The organism is Nocardioides sp. (genome assembly GCF_047602075.1).
Taxonomy (GTDB): domain Bacteria; phylum Actinomycetota; class Actinomycetes; order Propionibacteriales; family Nocardioidaceae; genus Nocardioides.
Map to the genome: position 1 here is coordinate 1,186,598 of NZ_JASGIF010000001.1, position 23,636 is coordinate 1,210,233.

Consider the following 23,636-nt stretch of genomic DNA (forward strand, 5'->3'; position numbering starts at 1 on the left):
ACCCTACCCGGAGCGGGGGATGGTGAGCTCCCACTCGGTGCCATAGCTGCCGGTGCTCAGCGTGGCGCGGCCGCCGAGGTCGACGATCCGACCGCGGATCGACTGGGACACCCCGAGCCGACCTTCGGCTTCCGCGGCGGCGAGGCGTCCCTCGGGGATGCCGGGGCCCTCGTCACGCACACTGAGCACGATCTCGTCGCCGACCTCCTCCAGCAGCAGCCAGGCGGCGGCATCGTTGCCGACGTGTCGGGCGACGTTGTCGAGGCAGGCCCGGGCGACGGCCACCAGCTCCAGGGCCCGATCGGCCGGGAGCATGACCGGTCCCCCCGGGGTGGCAACCGAGACCACCGGCGGCCGCACCAATGCCAGCCGTTCGAGCTCGGCCGCGAGGTCCACCGGCGCCGCACCAGCAGCATCGCGAGAAGATGCACCGCCAGGAACCCCGACCGCGTCCTGCTGGCGGATCAGCGATCGCAGCGCCTCCTCCTGCTCGCCGGCGAGTCGGCCCAGGTCGGCGAGGTCGCCGCCCTGCTCCCCGCCCCGGCGCTGGATCAAGGAGAGCACCTGGAGCACACCGTCGTGGACAGCACGGGCGAGCCGCGCCCGCTCCGCCGCAGCGGCGGCGCGCCGCTCGGCGAGATCGCGCTCGGCGGCCATCTGCTGCAGCGAGCCGGCCATGTAGCCGACGATCGGTCCGCCGATCATCAGCAAGAACGTGTTGCCGTAGTTGTTCTGGGTGAACTCCGGTCGGACCGACCAGTCGGCCACCGAGAGCACCGTGGCCGCGATCAGGCCGCCCTGCCAGCGCCAGTGGATGGCCCACGCCAGCAGCGCACCCATCACCCAGAAGCCCGGGATGGTGGCGCGCATCGCGTCGCCCTTGACGATCGGGGAGGCGGCGATCGCCGCCACGGCAACAGCGAGGTCGGCGATCAACAGCCAGGAGGCACGACGAGCAGGGGCGCCGTACGCCCACACTACGAACGCCGTCCATGCCACCAGCGCGAGGACCACCACGACACCGGCGGTCGGATGCTCGAAGTTCTGCGCCCGCCACAGGTTGAGCCCGATCGCATTGACCAGGACGACGACACGCAGCACCGCCAGCGCCCGGAACAGGCGATCCGCCACGGCGACCGCCGCTGGCGAGCGCCACACCGACTCGGCCTCCACGCCGGATAGAGCGCTCAGGATGCCTTCTTCTCCTCGCCGGCGGCCTCCTTCTCTGCAGCCTTCTCGGCGGCGGCTTCCCGCTCGACCCGACGCAGCTCGCTCTTGGCCTTGGCAGCCGACTCCTTGGCGGCCTCCTTCGCCTTGGAGGCGTACTGGTCGACGTACTCCTGACCGGACAGCCGCATGATTTCGTACATGATCTCGTCGGTGACCGAGCGGAGGATGTAGCGATCGCCGGCCATCCCCTCGTAGCGGGAGAAGTCCAGCGGCGCCCCGAAGCGCACCAGCGGCCGGGTCCAGGCACCGAACTTCTTGCCGGGCGGCGCGACCACATCGGTGCCGATCACGGCAATCGGGATCACCGGCACCCCGGTCTCCAGCGCGAGCCGGGCGACTCCCGTCCGCCCCCGGTAGAGCCGCCCGTCGTGGGACCGAGTGCCCTCGGGATAGATGCCGAACAGCTCACCTTGGTCCAAGATCCGCTTGGCGGACGTGAGCGCGCCTTCGGCGGCGGTGGCCCCGGACCGGTCGATGGGAACCTGGCCGGTGCCGGAGAAGAAGCGCCGCTGGAACCAGCCCTTGAGCCCTGGGGTGGTGAAGTACTCCGCCTTGGCTACGAAGGTCACCCGACGCGGCAGGGTCAGCGGCATGAAGAGCCAGTCGGCATAGGACAGGTGGTTGCTGGCCAGGATCGCCGGGCCCTCGACCGGGACGTGCTCGGCGCCCTCGACTCGCGGCCGGAACACCAGCTTGAGCCAGGGGCCCACCGCGATCCACTTCAAGAACCAGTACAACGCCCGCCAAGCCTTCCTCTGCTGGTGACCCTCACCCGAGCCGTCGCACGTTCGGCCGCTCTGGCACGAGACTAGACCGTTCGGCCTGATGGAGGCAGCAGGCACCGCCCGGCCACTCGCCTCGTGACCAGCCAGCGGGCACAATGCCCTCATGGCCGTCTCTCCGCACGCCGCCCCCCTGTCCCGACCGGCGCAGCCCGACCTCACCGGCGGACGCTCGATCGGGGTGCTGCTCAGCCACGGCTTCACGGGCTCGCCGTTCTCGATGCGACCGTGGGGGGAGCATCTGGCCGAGCTGGGGTACGCCGTCGAGGTGCCACGTCTACCCGGCCACGGCACGACCTGGCGGGAGATGAACCAGACCACGTGGAACGACTGGTACGGCGAGATCTCGCGCGCCTACGCCAAGCTCAGCGCCGAGAACGACGCCGTCGTCGCCTGCGGGCTGTCCATGGGCGGCGCGCTAGTGCTCCGCCTGGCAGCCGATCACCCCGACGGCCTTGCTGGCATCGTGGTGGTCAACCCAGCCGTGCGGACACTGCGGAAGGACGTGCTGGCCCTGCCGGTGCTCAAGCATCTGGTGCCGGCCTTCCCTGCGATCGCCAACGACATCAAGAAGCCCGGGATGGACGAGCACGCCTATCCCAAGACGCCGCTGAAGGCTGCCCACTCGATGATGTCGGCCTGGCGACCGCTGGTCGGCGATCTGGGCCGGATCACAGCGCCGATGCTCTACTTCCGCTCGACGGTCGACCACGTGGTCGACGAGTCCTCCGAGCCGCTGATCGTCGAGGGGGTGTCGTCGGAGGTGACCATGCGCCGGCTCGACAACAGCTTCCACGTGGCCACCCTCGACAACGACGCCGAGACGATCTTCGCCGAGTCTGCGGAGTTCATCGCCAAGGTCACGGCAGGCTCGTGAGCGACTCCGACGCCACTCGCGGCGAGGGGCGCCCGGAGGAGGAGACCGGAGCGGAACGGGAGTCCCAGGAGGACGCCCTGTGGCAGGCGATCGTCGAAAACTACGGCGATCGGCCCGACCTGACCGACGAGGATCTCGCGCCGGTGGGCAACCAGGATCCCGCCGCAAGCGCGACGCCCGATGCCGAGTCGGGCTCCGACGACGTGCGGGACGACCCGGATGAGGATCTGAGCAGCGACCGGTTCATGCCACCGAACCCCCCGGCCCTGCCCTGGCCGGAGCCGGCCGTCTTGTTGGCCTGGGTCGGTGTGCTGGGGGCGCCGCTGTGCCTGCTGGCCGTCGTGGTCTTCTCGATCGCCGTGCCGGTCTTCCTCAGCGCCCTGCTGGTGATCTGGTTCCTGGGCGGCTTCGGCTATCTGGTCAGCGCCATGCCCAGCGGGCCCCGCGATCCTTGGGACGACGGCGCCCAGGTCTGAGGCCCGACCGCTCACGACGCAGCAGCTGGCGACGCACCAACACCGCCGCACCGACCAGGCCCGCCTGCGGGCCGAGCTGCGCGGCCACGAGCTCGGGCAGCACTCGGTGGCCGGTGCCGACCAGGGACTGCCCGAGGGCGATCCGGGCGGGAGCCAGCAGCCGCTCCCCCGCGTCCACGACGCCACCGCCGACCACGATCTTCTCCGGATCGAGCGCGGCCGCCAGATTCGCCGCACCGACCCCCAGCCAGGTCCCGACCGTCGCGAATGCGTGCCGGGCGGCCAGATCGCCCGCGGCGGCAGCCTCGGTGACCATCGGCCCGGTGAGCTGATCGGGGCTGCCACCGCACAGTTCCTCGAGCATGGTCGGCCCCTGCCCGAGCATCTCCCGCGCATAGCGCACCAGCGCGCTGCCGCTGCAGTACTCCTCCCAGCAGCCCTGACCGCCACACTCACAGCTCCGCCCGTCGGGCACCACCTGCATGTGGCCGAACTCGCCGGCCGTCCCGTTGATCCCGCGCAGCACCCGACCGCCGAGGAGGATGGCCCCACCGATCCCGGTGCCGAGCGTGACCATCAGGGCGGAGTCGGCGCCGCGCGCCGCGCCGTACGCCCACTCGGCGACGGCGGCGCAGTTCGCGTCGTTGTCCAAGACGACCGGCACGCCCAGCCGCTGGGCGAAGCCGGCCCGCACCTTCTCGCCCTGCCAGGGCAGGTGGGGCGCGAACATGACGCGCTCGTTCTCGGCGTCCACGAAGCCCGCCGCCGCGATGCCCACCCCGCGCAGCGGACGGTCGCCGGCAACATCGAGTACGGCGGCGACGACGGCCTCCTCGACCATCTCTGGGTTGACGCGGCGGCCGGGGGTGGTCCGGTGGGCAACGTCGACGACGCGCCCCCGAGAGTTCACCACACCGGCGAGCACCTTGGTCCCGCCGACGTCGACGCCGACGATGACACCCCTGCGCTGGTTCACGGCCACGGGTTCACGGCCCCTGACACACCGCGGGGCTCACCGCCGGGCCAGGTCGGCCGCGCCGACGATGCCGGCGCGGTTGCCGAGGATGGCGGGTCGGATCTCGAGCATCGGTCGGTGCCCGCGGCCGATCAGGGCATCGGCGAACGCCTCGCGAGCGGGCTCCAGCAGCAGGTCGCCCGCGGCGCTGACGCCACCGCCGACCACCGCGACGGCCGGGTCCAAGACGGCGGTCAGCGCCGCGATCCCTTCACCCAGCCAGCGGCCCAGGGTGGCGAGTTGCTCGATGGCGAATGCGTCACCGTCACGCGCGGCTTGGGTGAAGAGTGGCCCGGTGACTTGGGACAGGTCGCCGCCGGCTCGGTCGAGGACCGTCGACCCCCGCGCATCGCCCGCAGCGATGGCGGCGCGGGCCTCGCGGACCAGGGCGGTGCCGCTGGTGTACTGCTCGAGGCAGCCCCGATTGCCGCAACCACAGGGGCGTCCGTCCGGCACCACCCGCATATGGCCGACCTCGCCAGCGACGCCGAACGCACCGCGATGCAGGTGCCCGTCGAGCACGATCCCGGCTCCGACCCCGGTGCCGATGGTGATCAGCAGGAAGTCGTCGACGTCGGCTCCGGCGCCGAAGGCGAACTCGCCCCAGGCGGCAGCATTCGCGTCGTTCTCCACGACGACGGGGAGGTCCAGCAGCTTCTCCAGGTCGGCCCGGAGGTCGAGGTCTCGGACGGCCATGTTGGCCGTGAACATGACCACCGAGCGGGCCTTGTCGACGTAGCCCGCCACTCCTACGCCGACCGCGGCGATGTCGCGGTCGGCGCGCAGGATGTCGACCAGGTCGACGATCGCCCGCTCGACCTCCTGCGGGTCGCTGGCGGGCGAGCGGACCCGATGCTCCTCCAGGAGAGTGCCGTCCTTGTCGAGCACTCCCCCGGCGATCTTGGTGCCGCCGACGTCGATGCCGATGGTCAGGCTCACGGCTCGCGCTCCCCGGCGTCGCCCGGCGCCGCATCGGCGTCGCCGCCGTTCTCCTCGGCCCAGTCCCCCTCGTCCCCGCTGCCGTGGACGTCGATGTGCTCCACGTCGGGGCCCCGCGACGATCCACCCGACCGCTGGTCGGGCACGGTGGTCGCCAGCAGCGCGGCGGCCGCGTGCATCAGTGAGGTGGTGGCGGTGAGCAGGTGGGCGCGCACCTCGGGCGGGGTGTCCCGGACCAGTTCGATGGCGCGGCAGATCGGGCAGTAGCGGCATTCGGCCGCGTCGGTGGCGAGATGCTCGTTGAGGTCCTGCATGCTCGCGGCGGCGTGGGCCGCCGCGGCGTTGGCACCCGCGCCCAGGTCCGCACCCTGTTCGCGTGCCCAGCCGGCCAGCGCGCCGAGCAGCTTGGCGGTCTCCTCCCCCAGTGAGCCGACCTCGGGTGGCGTCTCCTCGCCTGTCACGATCTCTCCTCGAACCTCACCTGCAGCTCGCCCTGGTCCACCCGGGCGCCTACGACCTGGTGCCTGGCCAGGCCGGCCGGCAGAGTCAGGAGACGACGATAGGCCCCCACGGTCATGACCAGGTCGTCACCGTTCCTGGCGAGATCGACCTCGGCACTCGTCACGTTCGGCAGCGCGAGGTGCAGCACCGAGCCGCCAGCGGTTCGGGTCACTCGGAGCGGGTCCGCTCCGACCGGGGCCGCGACCGGGTCTGCGTCGTCGTACGCCTCTTTGGCGACCTCGGTCAGCACCGCGGCACCGAGCGGCTCGCTGGGCCGATAGGGCGAGGTCCACACGGGGAGTCCGGCGAAGGACTCCGCCATCTGGCCGAGGATCTCGGTCTGGGCGGCCACCCAGCCGGTGAGCCATGGATCGTCACCGCCGGCCGGGAAGACCCGGTTGGCGACGACACCGTCGACGCGGTAGCCGTAGAGGGAGAGGGTGGTATGGGAGCGGCGTGCCTCGGCGAGCACCACGCTCTCCGGGGTGAGCACCAGCCGCACGGAGGCGTCCGGCCCGGTGAGCAGGTCGTGCACCTCGTCGAGCTCTTGGTGGAGCCGCTCGATCGCGTCGAAGACGGTGTTCTCGGGCATCGGCATCCCGGTGGCCCGCGTCAGCACCGGCTTCAGGGCGCGGACGACGCGTCGTTCGACGGGCAGCACGCGGGTCATGTACCACCCGAGCGCCTCGGGGAGGGCGAGCAGTCGCAGCGTCTCGGCAGTCGGCGCGCAGTCGACGACGATGAGGTCGTAGTCACCGGAGCGCGCCTGCACGCGGAGCTCCAGCAGCGCCAGCACCTCCTCGGCGCCCGGGATGACCGTCAGTTCTTCCGCCGCCACCGGATCCACGCCGGCGATGTCGAGGACCGAGAGCAGGTAGCCCTGGATCACCGACCAGGATTGTTGGAAGCGCAGTTGGGCGTCGACTTGCTGCACCCAGAGGCGCTCGGCGACGGGCGTCGGTTCCGGTCCGGCGGGCGTCTGGAGCGCGTCGGCCAGCGAGTGGGCGGCGTCGGTCGAGAGCACCAGCGTGCGCAGGCCACGCTCGGCGGCCAGGGCGGCGGTGCCGGCCGCGATCGTCGACTTGCCTACCCCACCCTTGCCGGTGAACAGGAGCGTGCGCACGTCAGTCACCGGCAGGGTCGCGCGGCTTCGAGCGGCTCACGGTCCCTCGACCCGGCCCTTGAGCCCCTTCAACGCCGAGTCGATGATGATCTTCTCGCCGCGTCGCTTGATCAGGCCGATGAGCGGGATCGCGACGTCCAGCGCCAGCCGATAGGTCACCTCGGTCGTCCCGTCTCCGAGGTCGCGCAAGAGGTAGGCGCCGTCCATATGGGTGAGCACGCGACCCTCGACCAGCCACCAGGCGACGCCCTCGGGACTCCAGCGATATTGCAGGGTGTAGTCGTCCCGGATCGGCGGCATGTCCAGCTGGAAGCGGACCTGTTCGGCTCGGCCGTCGTCGAACTCGGCCACCACGTCCGCCGAGCGCACGCCCTTCGCCCAGAGGGGGTACGCCGAGAAGTCGGCGACCACGTCGAGGATCGCGGCCGGATCGGCGGCAATGACGATCGACGAGGTCGTCTGCTCGGGCATCAGACCTTCGACTCCTGGGTGTGCGGGGTGGACGACGGGGAGGCCCCGGACCGGTGCGCCGGGCGCTCTCGGGGAGCGTACCGGACCGCGTCGGACGGTCCCCGGCCCGAGCGGTACCGTGCAGTGCGGGGTCGGTGATCGCGAAGCCGGAGGAGGAGTCCTTGAGGGAGTACGGCACACCTGCAGCGGACCTCCCGGTGGAGGGCAACCTGACCGACGCCGTGGTGCGCCACGGCTCGACGACACCGGATCGGACGCTCTTCAGCCGCCGCCAGGAGACGGGGTGGGTCGAGGTGAGCGCCGCGGAGTTCCTGACCCAGGTCTCAGCGGTCGCCAAGGGCCTGGTCGCCGCCGGCGTCGGTCCGGGCGACCGCGTCGCGCTGATCTCGCGCACGCGCTATGAGTGGACCCTGGTCGACTACGCGATCTGGTTCGCCGGGGCAGTGACGGTGCCCGTCTATGAGACGTCGTCCGCGGAGCAGATCGGCTGGATCCTGGGCGACTCTGGCGCCTGCGCCGTCGTGGCCGAGGGCGCCGACCACCTGGCCAGGATCGCGGAGGTCCGCGCCGACCTCCCCGAGCTGCACCAGGTGTGGTCGCTGGCCGACAAGGCCGTCGAGGTGCTCACTCGGCTGGGCGCGGACATCGGCGACGACATCCTTGAGGAGCGGCGCACCCAGGCCGGCCCCGAGGACCTGGCGACCCTCATCTACACCTCGGGCACGACCGGTCGCCCGAAGGGATGCACGCTGACCCATGGCAACTTCCAGGCTGAGATCAACGGCGCGGTCACCGAGCTGCACGAGGTCATCGATGCCGACGACGCCTGCACCCTGCTCTTCCTCCCCTTGGCGCATGTGTTCGCCCGAGTGATCCAGGCGGTCGCGGTCCACCACGGGGTGCGGATCGGGCACAGCGCCGATATCGCCCGCCTGCTGCCTGACCTGCAGTCGTTCCGACCGACGTTCATCTTGGCGGTGCCACGGGTCTTCGAGAAGGTCTACAACACCGCCTCGCAGAACGCGACAGCCGACGGCAAGGGGCGGCTTTTCGGTCGGGCCACCGAGGTCGCCGTCGCCTGGTCCCGGGGCATGGAGCGAGGTCGGATCCCGATCTCGGTGCGCGCCCAGCACACGGTGTTCGCCCGTCTGGTCTATGGCCGCTTGGCGGCGGCACTGGGCGGCCGGTGTCGTTACGCCATCTCCGGCGGCGCGCCGCTCGGCCCCCGGCTCGGTCACTTCTACCGCGGCATCGGGCTGGCCGTGCTGGAGGGCTACGGCCTCACCGAGACCACGGCGGCGCTCACCGTCAACTCTCCCGACGCCGTCCAGATCGGCAGCGTCGGCCGCCCCCTGCCCGGAGTCACCGTGCGCGTTGCCGAGGACGGCGAGCTGCTCTTCCACGGTGGCCAGGTCTTCGGTGGCTATTGGAACAACGCCGAGGCGACCGCCGAGACGCTGGATGCCGAGGGCTGGCTGCACACTGGCGACATCGGCGAGGTCGACGACCAGGGCTTCGTGCGGATCACCGGCCGCAAGAAGGAGATCATCGTCACCGCCGGCGGCAAGAACGTGGCACCGGCAGTCCTCGAGGACCGTCTGCGTGCCCACCCGCTGGTCTCGCAGTGCATGGTGGTCGGCGACGGGCGACCGTTCATCGGCGCCCTGGTCACCATCGACCCCGAGGCCTTCGCCTTCTGGGCCGAGAGCAACCAGAAGTCCGGCGCCATCGCTGACCTCGTCGACGACCCCGACCTCCGTGCCGCGATCGACGCAGCCGTCGAGGACGCCAACACCGCCGTGTCGAGGGCCGAGTCGATCCGGAAGTTCGTCATCCTCCCCGGTGAGTGGACCGAGGAGACCGGCCAACTCACACCTAGCCTCAAGCTCCGACGCAACGTGGTGATGCGCGAATGCAAGGACGACATCACCGCCCTCTACCTGCCCTGACCGCGGGTCCGGCTCAAGGGTCCAGTAGCGACTCATGACCGTGGGCCGCGACGGTGGGACTAGACCGGTCTGAGTCAGCGCGGACTCTAACCCCGGAACCCTGAAAAATCCCGGCTTTGGGGACCTCTCCGGGGGCCTCTTTACGTGTTCTTTCATTTCCGGGACAGGCCTCTGACTAGACCATTAGAGTCGCCGCCGAGCGCCGGAAACGGGCCGGGAGGCTACTGCATCTGGTGCTCGCATGACAAGCCCACCAAGGAGCAGCGCGAGTCTGCTCCTCCATCGAAGGGGTGCCGCAGCACCATGAACCGACGCTCAGTCTTGCTGCTCCTGGCGACCGTGGTCGCGCTGATCGGCGCCAGCCTGGTCTTCTTGTATGTCCGCGGTGCCGACAGCCGGGCACAGTCGAAGTACGACACTGTCAAGGTGCTGCGCGCGGTCCAGCAGATCGACCCCGGCGAGACCATCGATGCCGCCGCCGAGAGCGGCAAACTGCAACTGCAGCCGGTGCCGGTGGCCGACAAGCTCCCTGGTGCGCTCAACAGCATCGACTCGCTCAAGGGCTCGGTGGCCATCACGACCATCTACCCCGGCGAGCAGATCATCGCCGACAAGTTCGGCTCCCAGGTGCAGACCAGCGCGCTGGCGATTCCCAAGGGTATGCAGGCCATCTCGGTTCAGCTCAGCGATCCCGGCCGTGTCGCCGGCTTCGTAACGCCGGGCTCTGAGGTCGCGATCTACCACCTCCCGAACAGCAGCGGCGCCGAGGGGACTGGTGGCCCGCCCGACAAGGTTCGGCTCCTGCTCGACCGAGTCCTGGTGCTCGGCGTGGGCTCTACCTCCACCACCACCAAGAAGACCACGGTGGCCGACGACGGCGCCGAGACTACCTCGGAGATTCCGCAGACAGTGCTCACGGTCGCAGTGACCCAGGAGGAGGCCGAGAAGATCCTCTTCGCCACCGACGAGGTCAGCGACCACGGTGACATCGCCTTCGCCCTGCTGACCGGGGATAGCAAGGTGCGCATGGGCCCCGGCACTGGCTGGACCAACCTCTACTGATCGCACCACACCACCACTGACCCAACGGGGAGAGCTCACATGCCAGTCGTCATCGACCCGGATACCAGCACCGTCGGTGCGCTCCTGACGGCGTTGCCGCCAGGCGCCCACGGGCTGGACTCCGCGGAGCGTCTCGCGCTGTGGCTGGACAACCGCCACGACGAATACCTGGTCGTTCTCGGGCCGACCGTTCCGTTCGAGGAGGCGCTCGCGATCAGCGATCACCTCCGCATCAGCAAGCCGACCATCAGCGTGGTCTTGGTGCGCGCCGCGGTGGACACCGAAGTGCTCACCAAAGCGATGCACTCGGGCGCACGCGACGTGGTCGCCAGTCACGACCTGGAAGCTATCGGCGCCGCAGCCGACCGCGCCCAGCAACTCTGGGTCGCGCTGCGCGGCCCGGGTGGACCGCAGCACACCGGCAAGGTGATCTCGGTCTTCTCCCCCAAGGGTGGCGTGGGCAAGACCACGGTCGCGGTGAACTTGGCGATGGCGCTCTCCGACCGCGGGGTGCGGCAGGTCTGCCTGGTCGACCTCGACCTCGCCTTCGGCGACGTGGCGATCACCATGCAACTGTTCCCCTCACACTCGATCGAGCACGCGATCGGCACCGAGGACACCTTGGACTACGGGGCCCTCGACGGCCTGCTCACCCGCCACGACTCGGGCCTGATGGTCCTGGCGGCACCGAGTCTGCCCGATGCCCACGATCGGGTGACCGCCACCTTGGTGACTCGAATGCTGCGCACTCTCCGGGAGAAGTTCGACTACGTCGTGGTCGACACCGCCCCGGCCTTCGACGAGCAGACCCTGACCGCCCTCGACGAGACCGACGAGCTGGTCCTGGTGGCCACCTTGGACGTCCCGACGCTGAAGAACGTCAAGGTAGCGCTCGAGACGCTGGACATGCTGGGGATGGCACACGAGCACCGGCACCTCTTGCTCAACCGGGCCGACGACGCGGTCGGCATCGGCGCTGAGAAGGTCGAGGCCATCCTCAACATGTCCATCGCGGCCCAGATCGCCACGTCTATCGACGTCGCTGCCGCGACGAACGCCGGCCGACCGATCGTCTCGGCCACCCCCGATCATCCCTCCAGCCGCACTCTGCGCGAGCTGGCGGGCCGCCTCGCAGGCCCCTTCGGCGACGAAGCCGACCAGCCCGCGGAGGAGACCACCTCCCGACGACGCAGCAGGAAACGCCGATGAGCTCACTTCGTGATCGCTTGGCCGCCGCTGCGGCCCAGCAGGCAGCCTCCGTCGACCAGGCCGCGCCAGCGGCCGCGGTCCCGGCCGCACCGGCCAGCAAGCATGCTGCCGCACCCGCCACGCCCGCGGCGACAACCACCACCCTCTCGTCGACCTTGGGCGCGGCCAACGGCGCGGCGAGCAACGGCAACGGAGCCAAGCCGCCCGAGAGCAAGCTGTCGAGGCGCGCGCTCGCGACCAGCCAGCACGACCGGATCGAGGAGCTCAAGTCCAGCGTCCACGGTCAGCTGCTCAAGGAGCTGGGTCCCCAGCTCTACGACGCCAACATGGAGCAGGCCGAGCTGGAGTCGCGAGTCCGCGCGGCCCTGCTCGACGTGCTCAGCCACCAGGACCGGCCGCTCAGCGCGAGTGACCGGAGCCGGATCACCCAGGAGATCAGCGACGACATCCTCGGCTACGGCCCGATCCAGCCCTATCTGCTGGACGAGGACGTCAGCGAGGTCATGGTCAACGGGCACCAGAACATCTGGCTGGAGCGGAAGGGCAAGCTGGTCCAGGCGGAGACCCAGTTCGCCGACGAGCCGCACCTGCGTCGCATCATCGACAAGATCGTCTCCCGGGTCGGTCGGCGCGTCGATGAGTCCAGCCCGATGGTGGACGCCCGCCTCCCCGACGGCAGCCGGGTCAACGCGGTGATCCCGCCGCTGGCCATCGACGGCTCGTCGCTGACCATCCGGAAGTTCGCCGCCGATCCGCTGACCGTACACGACCTGGTCCGGTTCGGCTCGCTGAACCCGCAGTCCGCGGAGTTCCTCGACGCCGCCGTCCGTGGTCGGCTGAACATCATCGTCTCCGGCAGCACTGGCGCAGGCAAGACGACGACGCTCAACGTGTTGTCGTCGTTCATCCCGCTCGACGAGCGGATCGTCACCATCGAGGACGCCGCCGAGCTGCAGTTGCACCAGGACCACGTCGTCAGGTTGGAGTCCCGGCCGGCCAACATCGAGGGCAAGGGCGCGGTGACCATCCGCGACCTGGTGAAGAACTCGCTGCGTATGCGCCCCGACCGCATCATCGTCGGCGAGGTTCGTGATGCCTCGGCGCTGGACATGCTGCAGGCCATGAACACCGGTCACGACGGCTCGATCTGTACCGTCCACTCCAACGGTCCTCGCGACACCCTGGCCCGCATCGAGACCATGGTGCTGATGGCCGGCATGGACCTGCCGGTGCGGGCGATCCGCGAGCAGACCGCCGCCGCGGTGGACCTGATCGTGCATCAGTCCCGATTCAAGGACGGATCACGGCACATCACCCACATCACCGAGGTGGAGCGGATGGAGGGTGACGTGATCACCCTGCAGGACATCTTCCTCTACGACCACACCGCCGGCTTCGACGCCGAGGGCCGAGCCCAGGGCTCGTTGAAGGCCACCGGGCTGCGCCCGAAGTTCCTGGAGAAGATGGCCCACGCCAACGTCACCGTGGACCCGATGATGTTCGCGAGGTCGATGTGACCGCCCGTCTCCGCTCCCTGCTGATCGCGCTCGGCGCGGTCCTGGCCGTCATGCTCGGCTTCGCGCCAGCGCACGCGGCCGACGACCAGGTGGCCATCACCCACGTCAAGCCCACCGACAAGGGCGTCCAGGTTCTCGTCTCGGTGCCGGAGGGTGCCAAGGTGGACCTGGACGGCGTCGCGGTGCAGATCGAGGGCAACGACGCGGAGTCCAGCGCCGAGGTGGCCAGCGACGACACCCGGATCAAGCGGACGACCATCCTGGCGATCGACACCAGCAACTCGATGAAGGGTGCACGGTTCGAGGCAGCGCAGGCTGCGGCCAACACCTTCCTCGACACCGTGCCCGACGACATCTACGTCGGCATCACCACCTTCGACGGCGACGTCGAGCAGGCGCTTGCACCGACGTTGGACCGGGACGCCGCGCGAGAGGTCATCTCCGGGCTGACGCTGAGCCTGCACACCCGCCTCTACGACGGCGTCATCGCCGCCGCCCACCAGGCGGGCACGGAGGGCCAGCGCTCGATCCTGGTCCTCTCCGACGGTGCGGACACCAGCCAGACTCCACTAACGAAGGCGACCAAAGCCATCACCAACGGCGACCTGCTGGTCGACGTGGTGGCGCTGGAGCAGTCCGGCGAGTCGTTGGCACCGCTGGAGGCGCTCGCCAACGCCGGCAACGGCCAGGTCATCAACGCCGACACCGAAGCGCTCAAGCAGGCCTTCACCAGCGAGGCCGACGCGCTGAGCCGTCAGATCCTGATCACTGCGAAGATGCCCGATGGAGTGACGAGCACCGAGGGCAACATCGACGTCAGCCTGCCCTCCGCTTCCGGCGACCTGACCGCCTCGGTGTTCGGACCGCTGGCGAAGGCCGCACCTGAGAAGAAGGAGCCTGCACACACCGCCCCCCTGGAGTCTGGCACGACGTCGATGTTCGGCAACTGGGCGATGTGGGGGGGCATCGGAGCGGTAACCGTCGGCCTGGTGTTCATGTTCACCATGCTGGTGCCCAGCAAGCCCAAGGCCGTGCTGACCCCAGAAGACCGGGTCTGGAAGTACGCCGAGGCTGCCACTGCGGGCACTCACGCCGGGCCGACCGCGACGCCGGACAAGGAAGCCGCTCTAGAGAGCGCGAAGCAGGCCGCCGCGCTGATGTTGCGGCGAAACAAGAGTCTCGAGGCCCGCATCGCGGGACGGCTGGAGGCCGCCGGCAGCGAGTTCAAGGCGGCTGAATGGCTGCTGATCCACCTCAGCATCGTCGCCATCGCCGGCACCGTCGGCCTCCTGCTCACCAAGAGCTTCCTCGTCAGCTTCATCTTCGCACTTGGCGGCTTCGTGGTGCCCTGGCTCTACCTCGGCTTCAAGCGCGGTCGTCGGCTCAAGGCGTTCAACCGCTCCCTGCCGGATACCCTGCAGTTGATGGCCGGCTCGCTCCAGGCGGGTCTTTCGTTGGCCCAGTCGGTGGACACCATCGTGCGCGAAGGCAACGAACCGATCGCCGGTGAGTTCAAGCGGGTGCTGATCGAGGCCCGGCTCGGCGTCTCGTTGGAGGACGCGCTGGAGGGGATCACCGAACGTTTCGAGAGCAAGGACTTCGCGTGGATCGTGATGGCGATCAAGATCCAGCGTCAGGTGGGCGGCAACTTGGCGGAGTTGCTCAACACGGTGGCCGACACCATCCGTGAGCGGGAGTACATGCGCCGACAGGTCGCCGCGCTGGCCGCCGAGGGCAAGTTGTCGGCATATGTGATCGGCGGCCTCCCACCTGTGTTCCTCATCTATCTGGTCCTGGTCAACCGCACCTATGTGATGCCGCTCTTCACCGAGCCGATGGGTTGGCTCATGCTCGGCGGCGCCGGACTATTGCTGAGTGTCGGCATCTTCTGGATGAGCCGAGTCGTGAAGGTGGAGGTCTGAGATGGTCATGCTCTTCGTGCTCGGATTGGTGCTTGTCGGCGGCGCCATCATGTTGGTCTCGATGGCGCTGCGTGGCGAGGCGGAGGCGTCCGGCATCAACAAGTCCGTCGCACTCCTGGAGGCCATCAGTGGTGCCCCGAAGGAAGCTCACCGATGACCTTGATGCACCCTTCAGCGAGCGAGTGCTGGACCCGCTGCTCAAGCGCTTCCTCGGCATCGGTCGTCGCCTCAGCGGCGCCGACACCGGGAACCGGATCCATCGCCGACTGGAGCTGGCCGGCAACCCGGCTGGCTGGACGGTGGACCGAGTGGTCTCGGCCAAGGTACTTTGCGCGATCGGTGGCTTCATCGTGGGCGGTGCGTTCGCCGCCCTCCTCAGCCCCGGTAGCACCGCCAGACTAGTGATCGTCGTTGGCGGCATAGTGATCGGCTTCTTCGCGCCGAACTTCTACCTCTACCAAAAGTCCTACGACCGGCAGAACGAGATCCAGAAGGGCTTAGCTGACGCGATCGACCTGCTCACCATCTCGGTGGAGTCAGGCCTCGGGTTTGACGCAGCCCTGCAGCAGGTGGCCCGCAACACCACCGGCCCACTTGCCGAGGAGTTCGCTCGAGTGCTCCGCGAAATGCAGATCGGTCAAGGCCGCACCGAAGCACTCCGCGCGCTGGCTGATCGCACCAACCTGGCCGACCTGCGCAGCTTCGTCAGCGCCCTCACCCAGGCCGACTCGTTCGGCATCCCGATCGGCCAGGTGCTGCGGGTGCAGTCCTCGGAGATGCGCGTCAAGCGCCGCCAGCATGCAGAGGCGAAGGCACAACAGGTGCCGGTCAAGATCACCATCCCGCTGATCTTCTGCATTCTGCCGTGCCTGTTCATCGCGGTGATGGGGCCCGCTGCTATCAGCATCATGCACACCTTCTGATCGCTATGACTCGCTACATTCGACTATCGGTCGCCACCCGCACCTTCGTATTCTTGGCGTTGGCAGTGCCAGTGTTTTGGCAGGGGGACACTTCAGGCTTGCCCTATCTCGGAGCGCTTGCACTCGTATGGATCGGCGCGGGTTGTGCCGATCAACGCAGTGCTGGGTCACCACTGGCCGCATCGATAGCCGAAGCGGGAGCGGTCGGCGTCATCTGCGCACTGGCACTGCCGACCGCTCCTGGCATTCTGCTTGCCTTGGTCGTTCCTCCGTTCCTCGCAGGTCTCCGGCACGGGTACGACGGCACCGGGGACGCACTCGCCGCCGAACTGGTCGTCGTCATCGGAATCGCGCTTGGCCTGCACGGTCCGATGAGTTCGACACAGGGGCTCGCGCTGTTCTCCTCATTCGTGCTGAGTCTCGGGCTTGGCTTGGTCGCCGGATTCTTCCGCGTCGCCGTCGCGGATGACCCAACTCCAGATGCGCCCTACCGTGCGGCCCGCCGCCTCCTCAGCGAGCTTCTCGACATCTCCGGTGGGCTGAGTTCAGGCCTTGACCCGGTCGCGCTCGGCGAGCAACTCGCAAACACCGTGCAAGACGCCGTGCCATGTCGCTCAATCAGCGTGCACGCCCGCTGCAACGATGGCTCCACCACCCTGGTGCGGCATGGCGACGGAGAGGCAGATAGCGTCTTGGAAGACAAGCTCGCAGATGAGGCGGCCCACTCCGAGGCGATCGCCATCGCGGGTGCGACCTTCGCAATCCCTTTGGAGGTTGACGGCCCCATTGTCGGGGTTGTAGCCGGCACCCTCTCCTCAGTTGTGATCCCTGATCAGATCGGGCTCCGATCGCTGCTCACGACGCTGTCCAATACGCTGTCGGGAACCGCCGTGCGGCTGGACACAGCATTGCTGTTCGCCCAGTTGCGTGACACCGCGACAACAGATGAGCGACGCCGCCTCGCCCGCGAAATGCACGACGGGGTCGCCCAGGACATCGCCTCGATGGGCTACCTGATCGACGGGCTCATTGCGACGGCCACTTCAGCCGACCAGACTCGGCAACTGAATCTCCTGCGCGAGCAGGTCACCCAAGTGGTGGCTGAAGTCCGACGCCACGTGCTGACCCTGCGATCGCAGATCGATGACAGCGAGAGCCTAGGCGCCGCTGTCGGCTCGGTCGCTCGTCACCTCAGCGCCCTCTCAGGGATCCCCATCAAGGTCACCGTCGACGAGAGCACGACCCGTCTGCGGCCCGACGTGGAGGCCGAGCTGTTCCGAATCACCCAAGAGGCGCTGAACAACGCCGTCAAGCACGCCCACGCGTCTTCGATCACTGTGGAGTGTTTGATCAACCCACCCGAGGCTCAGATTGTGGTCGAGGACGACGGCCGGGGGCTGCAGCGGCATCGGGTCGATTCCCATGGCCTGGAGATCATGCACGAGCGCGCTCGACTCGTTGGTGGCGACCTGACCATCAACCATCGGTCCGAAAGCGGCACTCGGGTCGCCATTCGCCTTCCCGGGCTGGCCACGAGTGTCGGCCCTCGACTCCCTCGCACCGAGGAGGCTGTTGCCTGATGTCCGAGACACCTGTTCGCGTCCTGCTTGTGGACGACCACGAGCTGATCCGCAAGGGCCTGGCCAACTCCTTCACGCTGGAACCCAACGCCGAAGTGATCGGTGAGGCAGGCACCGTGGCGGAGGCGCTGGCGGTCTTCGAGGCGACCCAGCCCGATGCCGTCGTCACCGATCTACAGCTCCCCGACGGCACCGGCCTGGACATCGTCCGTCGGCTGCGCAAGGAGCACCCGCAGGTCGGATTGGTGGTGCTCACCATGCACGCGGGTGACGACCAGATCTTCGCGGCGATGGAGGCCGGCGCCTCCGGCTTCGTCGGCAAGGACGCTCCGGCAAGCGAGGTGGTCAGGGCCGCGCTGCACGCCGCCGCCTCGCCCCGCACCTTCTTGTGCAGCGGTCTCGCGCAAGCCATGCTGCGCCGCGGCACTGCCGAGTCCACCAGGCTTTCCGAGCGCGAGCACGAAGTGCTGGTGTTGCTCGCCGACGGGCTGGGATCGAGCGCCATTGGGCACGAGCTCTACATGAGTGAGTCGACCGTAAAGTCGCACATCGGCCGGATCTACACCAAGCTCGGAGCGACCAACCGGGCCCAAGCGCTGGTCACCGCGATGCGGATCGGTTTGCTCTCCAGCGTCGCCCAAAGCCCGACGGGGTGAGCGAGGGCGATGAGGTCAATGGGCGGGTTCGGTCAAAAGCCCACGAACACACCGATGCGCGCCGCATCATGGATGCTGGCCGTTCCGGGAATCTGGGTCCACCATCGAGCACGCGAGGCATTCATGTTGACCTACCTGTCGATCCTGCTCCGCTCGCGCTTCACCAGGAGCGAGCGCGGTGCCTCTGCCGTCGAGTACACCCTCCTCGTGGTCGGGATAGCTGCGGCGATGATCGTGACGACCTTCGCACTCGGAGATTCTGTAACCAATTCTTTCGACGAGTCGTGCAAGGCGGTCTCGCAGACAACGTCTTGCAACTGACCAGCACAACGAATCCCTGAACGCCAGGGGCAGGCGCGCATAGTCCGATCGGGCTACCCCAGTCCAACCGAACTCTCGTCCCATGACCGAGCAAGACGTCGGAGACTGATTGCACGGGCGTCGCCACGACCACCGGATCCCCCTAGGAGTTGACGACTCATGCTGTCCCACTTCCACATCACCCTCGTCGGCCGCTTTGCCAGGCCTGATGAGCGGGGCGCGTCAGCGGTCGAATACGGACTCCTGGTGGCTGGCGTCGCCGCCGTGATCGCCGTTGCAGTCTTCGCCTTTGGCGGGAGCGTGCGAGACGTTCTCTTCAGCGGAAGCTGCGACACCATCGCCAGCCACATGGCGCGCTCCTGCGAGTAGCGACGGCACAGAAGCCGTGTCGCGTGGCCGCAGACCTGTCGGTCTGCGGCCACGCGACATTGCCGTGCCCACGGGCAGACTACGCACTGGTGGCGTCAGAGCGCGAGCAGGCCACCTCGAGGGCCAGTCGAAATGGCCCGAATGGACTACCCCCATTCGACCGAATTCCGATCACAAGAAGCTGCCGAAGACGCCAAGATTGAGTCAACGAGGCGCCGAGAGCGATCCTCGGACACCAATCAGGATCGACACCAACACACAGGAGTAAATCAAATGCTGAACTACCTGCGCATCATGCTCGACGCCCGCCTCGCCAAGATGGACGAGCGCGGCGCCTCCGCCGTGGAGTACGGCCTGCTCGTCGCCGGCATCGCCGCGGTCATCGTGGTTGCGGTGTTCGCCTTCGGCGGCATGGTCAGCGACGTGTTCGACAACACCAAGAGCTGCATCGACGGTGGCGGCGGCACCGCCACCGGCTGCAACTCGTGATCTAGCACCACTCCGAGTGGCCGCGGACCGCAAGGTCCGCGGCCACTTGCCATTTCCGGACATCGAATCGGGAGGACACCAGGGCGATGACCAAGGCGCTGCCAAGGCGAAGTGCGCACCCGACCTCCGGTTCCGCGTTACACCGCGATGCGGGACTCCGCATGGCCATGGCGCCCACGGCGGGTCGGTCTCCTCAACCAAATTTGCCCCAGACGGACGAGGGGCTCGTGGCCGATCCGGATGCCGCAGGTCGTAGAGTCTTGTCGGTCCCCGCCCGCCCCTTCCTAGAACGGTCATCCGACGCATGTTGGTGCTTCACGGGCTCTGGTCGCCCGGTGATGGCCTTCGCGTCTGGGCGGAGGACTCCGATCTGGCCGTGAAGAGTCCCAGCCAGGCCGTCCGCTCGGCACGACCGCATCCGTTCGCCGCGTCAGCGGACACCCTGACCGACACGCTGGACGAGCTGCTCGGCGAGATGCCACGCGGCGAGTCCGGTGAGACGACCTTGCTGTTGCCGTCGCTGCGCAGCGCGCCCCTCGACTCACCCCGGTTGCTGCGGCCCAGCCCACGGCCGACGCCGAGGTCGGCACCCGAGCTGCTCGCGTGGACGGTGCCGGTGGTGACCCTGCCCCCGAGCACCGCGCTCGCTGCATTGACCGAAGGCACCACCCAGGTGCGACGCGGCGCCTCCCTGGACTATCTCGGCGAGATCGCACAGCTGGCAACCGAGCTGGTCCGCGAAGGTCGAGTGATCCCGGCGGTCAAGGTCCGCGAGGGACACGCTCACGCGTGCTGGCGACCCAAGCTCGAAGGACACGATGTCGTGCTCCTGCACAGCCTCGCGCTGGCGATGCCGCCGGTGTGCCGCGCGGTCCCCGGACAGGACGACCCGACCGAACTCGCCACCACGGTGCTCTCTGCACTCGTCGACGCAGCCGCCCGGCGGCGGCTGGAGGACGGCGTACAGCTCACCCCACCACGGCGAGGTCGCCGGCCGCGAGTGTTGCCTGCGCTCGAAGCGTGGCTGACCGCGTTGACGGCGAGCGACGCAGAGTTCCAGGCGGAGCCGACCGACACCGCAGCACTCGCCGAGGCCTTGACACCCTGGGACGGGATCGGTCGCGGCACGGCGGGGCTTGCGCGCGCCAGCTTCCGACTCGTCGAGCCAGGCGCCGAGTCCCTGTCCGAAGACGAGCCTCTCCTCGACGAACCCGACGTCTCCGGAGACACGACGGACGGCTGGCGGCTGGAGTTCCTGCTGCAGGCCAGCGCGGACCCGAGCCTGTTGGTGCCCGCACAGCAGATCTGGGAGGACGACGGCGGCCTGGACCGGTGGCTGCCCCGCCCGCAGGAGTTGCTGTTGAGCGAGCTCGGCCGTGCCAGTCGGCTGTTCCCAGATTTGGCTGCTGGCCTACGCCAGGCACAGCCGCGGTGGCTGGAACTCGACGCCGAAGGTGCCTTCGGCTTCCTCACGACCGTGGCGCCCGCCTTGGACGAAGCCGGCTTCGGGGTGCTGCTTCCGAACTGGTGGGACCACCACCGTGCGCTCGGGCTCCAGCTCTCGGCGTCGACGCCAGTCGACGGAGTGGTGACCAAGACCGCGAAGTTCGGCAAAGACCAGTTGATGGACTTCCGCTGGGATCTTGCCGTGGGCGGAGAAGCACTCACCGCGGATGAGATCGCGGTGCTGGCCGCAACCAAGGCACCGCTGATCCGGTTGCGTGGCCAATGGGTCGCGATCGATCCCGATCAGATCAAGCGTGGTCTCGCGTTCCTCAAGCAGAAGCGCAAGAAGCAGATGACTGCGGCCGAGATCCTTGCCCTGGCTCTCACGCACCCTGACGACTCCGAACTGCCCTTGCCGGTGATGAGCGTGCGCTCCGAAGGCTGGCTCGGCGACCTGCTCGACGGCTCCCTCGGAGCAGCGATCCAGCCCGTCTCACCGCCCGACGGGTTGAACGCCACGTTGCGCCCCTACCAACTCCGAGGCGTTGCCTGGCTGGCGTTCTTGGACTCAGTCGGTCTGGGAGCATGCCTCGCCGACGACATGGGACTGGGCAAGACGATCCAACTGCTTGCCCTCGAACTCACCCGGCGCTCCGAGGAGCCGGACCTGGGTCCGACCTTGTTGCTGTGCCCGATGTCGCTGGTCGGCAACTGGCAGCGTGAGGCGGCCAAGTTCACTCCGGCGCTGCGCGTGTACGCCCACCACGGCCGCGAGCGCCTGAGTGGTGACGACCTGCGGGATCATCTGTCCAGCACCGACCTGGTGGTGACCACCTATGCGACGGCCACCCGCGACATCGACGAGCTGTCCGAGATCGAGTGGGACCGCGTCGTGCTCGATGAGGCACAGGCGATCAAGAACAGCCTGTCCAGATCGGCCAAGGCGGCCAATCAACTGACTGCCCGCAGTCGGGTCGCCCTGACCGGCACGCCGGTCGAGAACCGACTCGCCGAGATGTGGTCGATCCTGAGCTTCGTCAATCCGGGCAGCCTCGGCAGCCCCGAGCAGTTCCGGACGCGCTACGCCATCCCGATCGAGCGGCACGGGGCGACCGAGCCGGCCGAACGGCTGCGTGCCATCACGCGCCCCTACATCCTGCGACGGCTCAAGACCGATCCCACCATCATCGACGACCTGCCCGAGAAGATCGAGATCAAGCAGCACTGCCAGCTGACCGCCGAGCAAGCGTCGCTCTATCAGGCGGTGGTGGACGAGATGATGGAGCGGATTGAGGGCACCAAGGGTATCGAGCGCCGCGGCAACGTCTTGGCGGCGATGACCAAGCTCAAGCAAGTCTGCAACCACCCTGCCCTGCTGCTCCATGACCGATCGTCGATCGGGACGCGATCGGGCAAGGTGAATCGCCTGGAGGAGATCCTCGACGAGCTTCTCGCCGAGGGCGACCGGGCCCTCTGCTTCACCCAGTACACCGAGTTTGCCGAGATGATGCTCCCCCATCTGGCGGCCCGGCTCAGCACCGACGTGGCCTACCTGCACGGCGGCACGTCGAAGAAGCGCCGGGACGAGCTCGTCACCGACTTCCAGTCCGGTGACGGTCCCCCGATCTTCCTGCTCTCGCTGAAGGCAGGAGGAACCGGCTTGAACCTCACGGCCGCCAACCACGTGATCCACCTCGACCGGTGGTGGAACCCGGCGGTGGAGAACCAGGCCACCGATCGCGCCTTCCGGATCGGACAGCACCGCACGGTCCAGGTCCGCAAGTTCATCACCACCGGAACCTTGGAGGAGAAGATCGACGAGATGATCGAGGAGAAGAAGGCCCTCGCGGACCTCGTCGTGCGAGACGGCGAGAGCTGGCTCACCGAACTGTCAGCTCGGGATCTGCGTGAGGTGTTCACGCTCTCTGCGGGTGCCGTCGATGAATAGCTGGTTCCCACAGTCGAGGCCGCGCACGGTGGAGGGTGGCCTGCGGGCGCGGAGTGCGCGTGGCGCGATCGGCCAGACCTGGTGGTCGGAACGGTTCGTCTCCGCGCTCGAGCATCTCGGCCTGGGCAACCGACTGCAGCGAGGCCGCAACTACGCCCGTCGCGGTCAGGTGCTCAACCTGGATGTGGACGCCGGCGCGGTGACTGCGGACGTGCAGGGGAGCCGGCCTCGGCCCTACCGAGTCCGGATCGGCCTGGCTGCCTACGGCAAAGCCAAGTGGGTCGAGCTGGAGGAGGCGCTGGCAGGCGAAGCTTGGTACGCCGCCCAGCTGCTCGCCGGCGAGATGCCCGAGGAGATCGAGGACCTGTTCGCCGCCCACGGTGCTCGGCTCTTCCCCGCCGATGTCGACGAATTGTCACTCGACTGCACTTGCCCCGACCGCGCGGTGCCCTGCAAGCACATCGCTGCCGCGTTCTATCTGCTCGCCGAGGCCTTCGACGACGACCCCTTCGCGATCCTGGCCTGGCGCGGGCGCGATCGCGAGACGCTCCTGGCGGCGCTTCGCTCGCTCCGTTCATCCGCCGCGAGCGCTCAGGCCAGTGTTGCCAGCCGCCCGCTCGAGGAGTGCATGGACAGCTACTTCGACACCGCCGCCCCGATTCCTCCACTCACTCGACCTGCGGCGACCGGTTCAGCGCTGGATGCGCTGCCCGACCCCGGCCTCTCGCTGCGGGACCGACCACTGCTCGATCTGCTCCGTCCGGCCTACCTGGCCTTTGCCGACGAGTAGTTCGACGGCTGCTGGTGCGTACGACGCATGTGCCGACCGTC

At 68.5% G+C, this 23,636-nt stretch carries 23 protein-coding genes; 16 read left to right on the top strand and 7 right to left on the bottom strand.

The genetic code is table 11. The features are described 5' to 3' along the window. Nucleotides 1-3: 3 nt before the first annotated feature. A complete protein-coding gene (gene macS, locus QM714_RS06020) occupies nt 4-1,173 on the bottom strand; it encodes a MacS family sensor histidine kinase (protein WP_415098554.1) in 1,170 nt (389 codons plus the stop codon). 14 nt (nt 1,174-1,187) lie between these two features. Further along, nucleotides 1,188-1,940: a lysophospholipid acyltransferase family protein gene (locus QM714_RS06025; RefSeq protein WP_415098556.1), complete on the bottom strand. Its 753-nt coding sequence runs from the start codon at nt 1,938-1,940 to the stop codon at nt 1,188-1,190. Between the two features lie 178 nt (nt 1,941-2,118). Here QM714_RS06025 and QM714_RS06030 point away from each other — a divergent pair, with 178 nt between their 5' ends. Both QM714_RS06030 and QM714_RS06035 read left to right on the top strand, forming a co-directional pair. After that, nucleotides 2,119-2,889, top strand: coding sequence for an alpha/beta hydrolase (locus QM714_RS06030; RefSeq protein WP_415098558.1), 771 nt, complete (start codon nt 2,119-2,121; stop codon nt 2,887-2,889). Next, nucleotides 2,886-3,365, top strand: coding sequence for a hypothetical protein (locus QM714_RS06035; protein WP_415098560.1), 480 nt, complete (start codon nt 2,886-2,888; stop codon nt 3,363-3,365). The genes QM714_RS06030 and QM714_RS06035 overlap by 4 nt, the downstream gene beginning before the upstream one ends. On the opposite strand, the gene QM714_RS06040 is transcribed toward QM714_RS06035, so the two are convergent. The 5 genes from QM714_RS06040 to QM714_RS06060 are packed head-to-tail and all read right to left on the bottom strand — an operon-like array spanning nt 3,310 to nt 7,414. Continuing rightward, a complete protein-coding gene (locus QM714_RS06040; RefSeq protein ID WP_415098562.1) occupies nt 3,310-4,341 on the bottom strand; it encodes an ROK family protein in 1,032 nt (343 codons plus the stop codon). The two genes, QM714_RS06035 and QM714_RS06040, sit on opposite strands and share 56 nt — an antisense overlap. A 36-nt stretch (nt 4,342-4,377) precedes the next feature. Next, a complete protein-coding gene (locus QM714_RS06045; protein WP_415098564.1) occupies nt 4,378-5,319 on the bottom strand; it encodes an ROK family glucokinase in 942 nt (313 codons plus the stop codon). Further along, entirely contained in the window at nt 5,316-5,780 is a 465-nt protein-coding gene (locus QM714_RS06050) for a hypothetical protein (protein WP_415098566.1), read from the bottom strand. The genes QM714_RS06045 and QM714_RS06050 overlap by 4 nt, the downstream gene beginning before the upstream one ends. Next, the gene (locus tag QM714_RS06055; protein WP_415098568.1) at nt 5,777-6,943 is read right to left on the bottom strand and encodes an ArsA family ATPase; all 1,167 of its coding nucleotides are present in this window, start codon (nt 6,941-6,943) and stop codon (nt 5,777-5,779) included. The genes QM714_RS06050 and QM714_RS06055 overlap by 4 nt, the downstream gene beginning before the upstream one ends. A gap of 36 nt (nt 6,944-6,979) precedes the next feature. Next, the gene (locus tag QM714_RS06060; RefSeq protein ID WP_415098570.1) at nt 6,980-7,414 is read right to left on the bottom strand and encodes an SRPBCC family protein; all 435 of its coding nucleotides are present in this window, start codon (nt 7,412-7,414) and stop codon (nt 6,980-6,982) included. A gap of 134 nt (nt 7,415-7,548) precedes the next feature. Here QM714_RS06060 and QM714_RS06065 point away from each other — a divergent pair, with 134 nt between their 5' ends. The 14 genes from QM714_RS06065 (at nt 7,549) to QM714_RS06130 (ending at nt 23,595) form a co-directional block, all read left to right on the top strand. Next, a complete protein-coding gene (locus QM714_RS06065; protein WP_415098572.1) occupies nt 7,549-9,363 on the top strand; it encodes an AMP-dependent synthetase/ligase in 1,815 nt (604 codons plus the stop codon). Between the two features lie 303 nt (nt 9,364-9,666). Further along, nucleotides 9,667-10,425, top strand: coding sequence for a Flp pilus assembly protein CpaB (gene cpaB / locus QM714_RS06070; protein WP_415098574.1), 759 nt, complete (start codon nt 9,667-9,669; stop codon nt 10,423-10,425). A 39-nt stretch (nt 10,426-10,464) separates the two neighbouring features. Then, the gene (locus QM714_RS06075) at nt 10,465-11,634 is read left to right on the top strand and encodes an AAA family ATPase (RefSeq protein WP_415098576.1); all 1,170 of its coding nucleotides are present in this window, start codon (nt 10,465-10,467) and stop codon (nt 11,632-11,634) included. Next, nucleotides 11,631-13,151, top strand: a complete 1,521-nt coding sequence (locus QM714_RS06080) for a CpaF family protein (protein WP_415098578.1) — start codon at nt 11,631-11,633, stop codon at nt 13,149-13,151. Before QM714_RS06075 ends, QM714_RS06080 begins: the two co-directional genes overlap by 4 nt. Further along, nucleotides 13,148-15,073, top strand: a complete 1,926-nt coding sequence (locus QM714_RS06085) for a type II secretion system F family protein (protein ID WP_415098580.1) — start codon at nt 13,148-13,150, stop codon at nt 15,071-15,073. The genes QM714_RS06080 and QM714_RS06085 overlap by 4 nt, the downstream gene beginning before the upstream one ends. 1 nt (nt 15,074) lies before the next feature. After that, entirely contained in the window at nt 15,075-15,230 is a 156-nt protein-coding gene (locus QM714_RS06090; protein ID WP_415098582.1) for a hypothetical protein, read from the top strand. Beyond that, entirely contained in the window at nt 15,205-15,996 is a 792-nt protein-coding gene (locus QM714_RS06095) for a type II secretion system F family protein (RefSeq protein WP_415098584.1), read from the top strand. The genes QM714_RS06090 and QM714_RS06095 overlap by 26 nt, the downstream gene beginning before the upstream one ends. A gap of 257 nt (nt 15,997-16,253) precedes the next feature. Further along, nucleotides 16,254-17,576 carry a sensor histidine kinase gene (locus QM714_RS06100; RefSeq protein ID WP_415098586.1) on the top strand — a complete coding sequence of 441 codons (1,323 nt, stop codon included), beginning with the start codon at nt 16,254-16,256 and terminating at the stop codon, nt 17,574-17,576. Further along, the gene (locus QM714_RS06105; protein ID WP_415098588.1) at nt 17,576-18,232 is read left to right on the top strand and encodes a response regulator; all 657 of its coding nucleotides are present in this window, start codon (nt 17,576-17,578) and stop codon (nt 18,230-18,232) included. The genes QM714_RS06100 and QM714_RS06105 overlap by 1 nt, the downstream gene beginning before the upstream one ends. A 54-nt stretch (nt 18,233-18,286) precedes the next feature. Beyond that, nucleotides 18,287-18,553, top strand: coding sequence for a Flp family type IVb pilin (locus QM714_RS06110; RefSeq protein ID WP_415098590.1), 267 nt, complete (start codon nt 18,287-18,289; stop codon nt 18,551-18,553). A 159-nt stretch (nt 18,554-18,712) separates the two neighbouring features. Then, on the top strand, nt 18,713-18,922 hold the full coding sequence (locus QM714_RS06115) for a Flp family type IVb pilin (protein WP_415098592.1): 210 nt from the start codon (nt 18,713-18,715) through the stop codon (nt 18,920-18,922). Nucleotides 18,923-19,195: 273 nt separating this feature from the next. Further along, a complete protein-coding gene (locus QM714_RS06120; protein WP_415098594.1) occupies nt 19,196-19,411 on the top strand; it encodes a Flp family type IVb pilin in 216 nt (71 codons plus the stop codon). A 376-nt stretch (nt 19,412-19,787) separates the two neighbouring features. Beyond that, nucleotides 19,788-22,805: a DEAD/DEAH box helicase gene (locus QM714_RS06125; protein ID WP_415098596.1), complete on the top strand. Its 3,018-nt coding sequence runs from the start codon at nt 19,788-19,790 to the stop codon at nt 22,803-22,805. Beyond that, entirely contained in the window at nt 22,798-23,595 is a 798-nt protein-coding gene (locus tag QM714_RS06130; protein ID WP_415098598.1) for an SWIM zinc finger family protein, read from the top strand. Before QM714_RS06125 ends, QM714_RS06130 begins: the two co-directional genes overlap by 8 nt. The last annotated feature ends 41 nt before the right edge of the window (nt 23,596-23,636 follow it).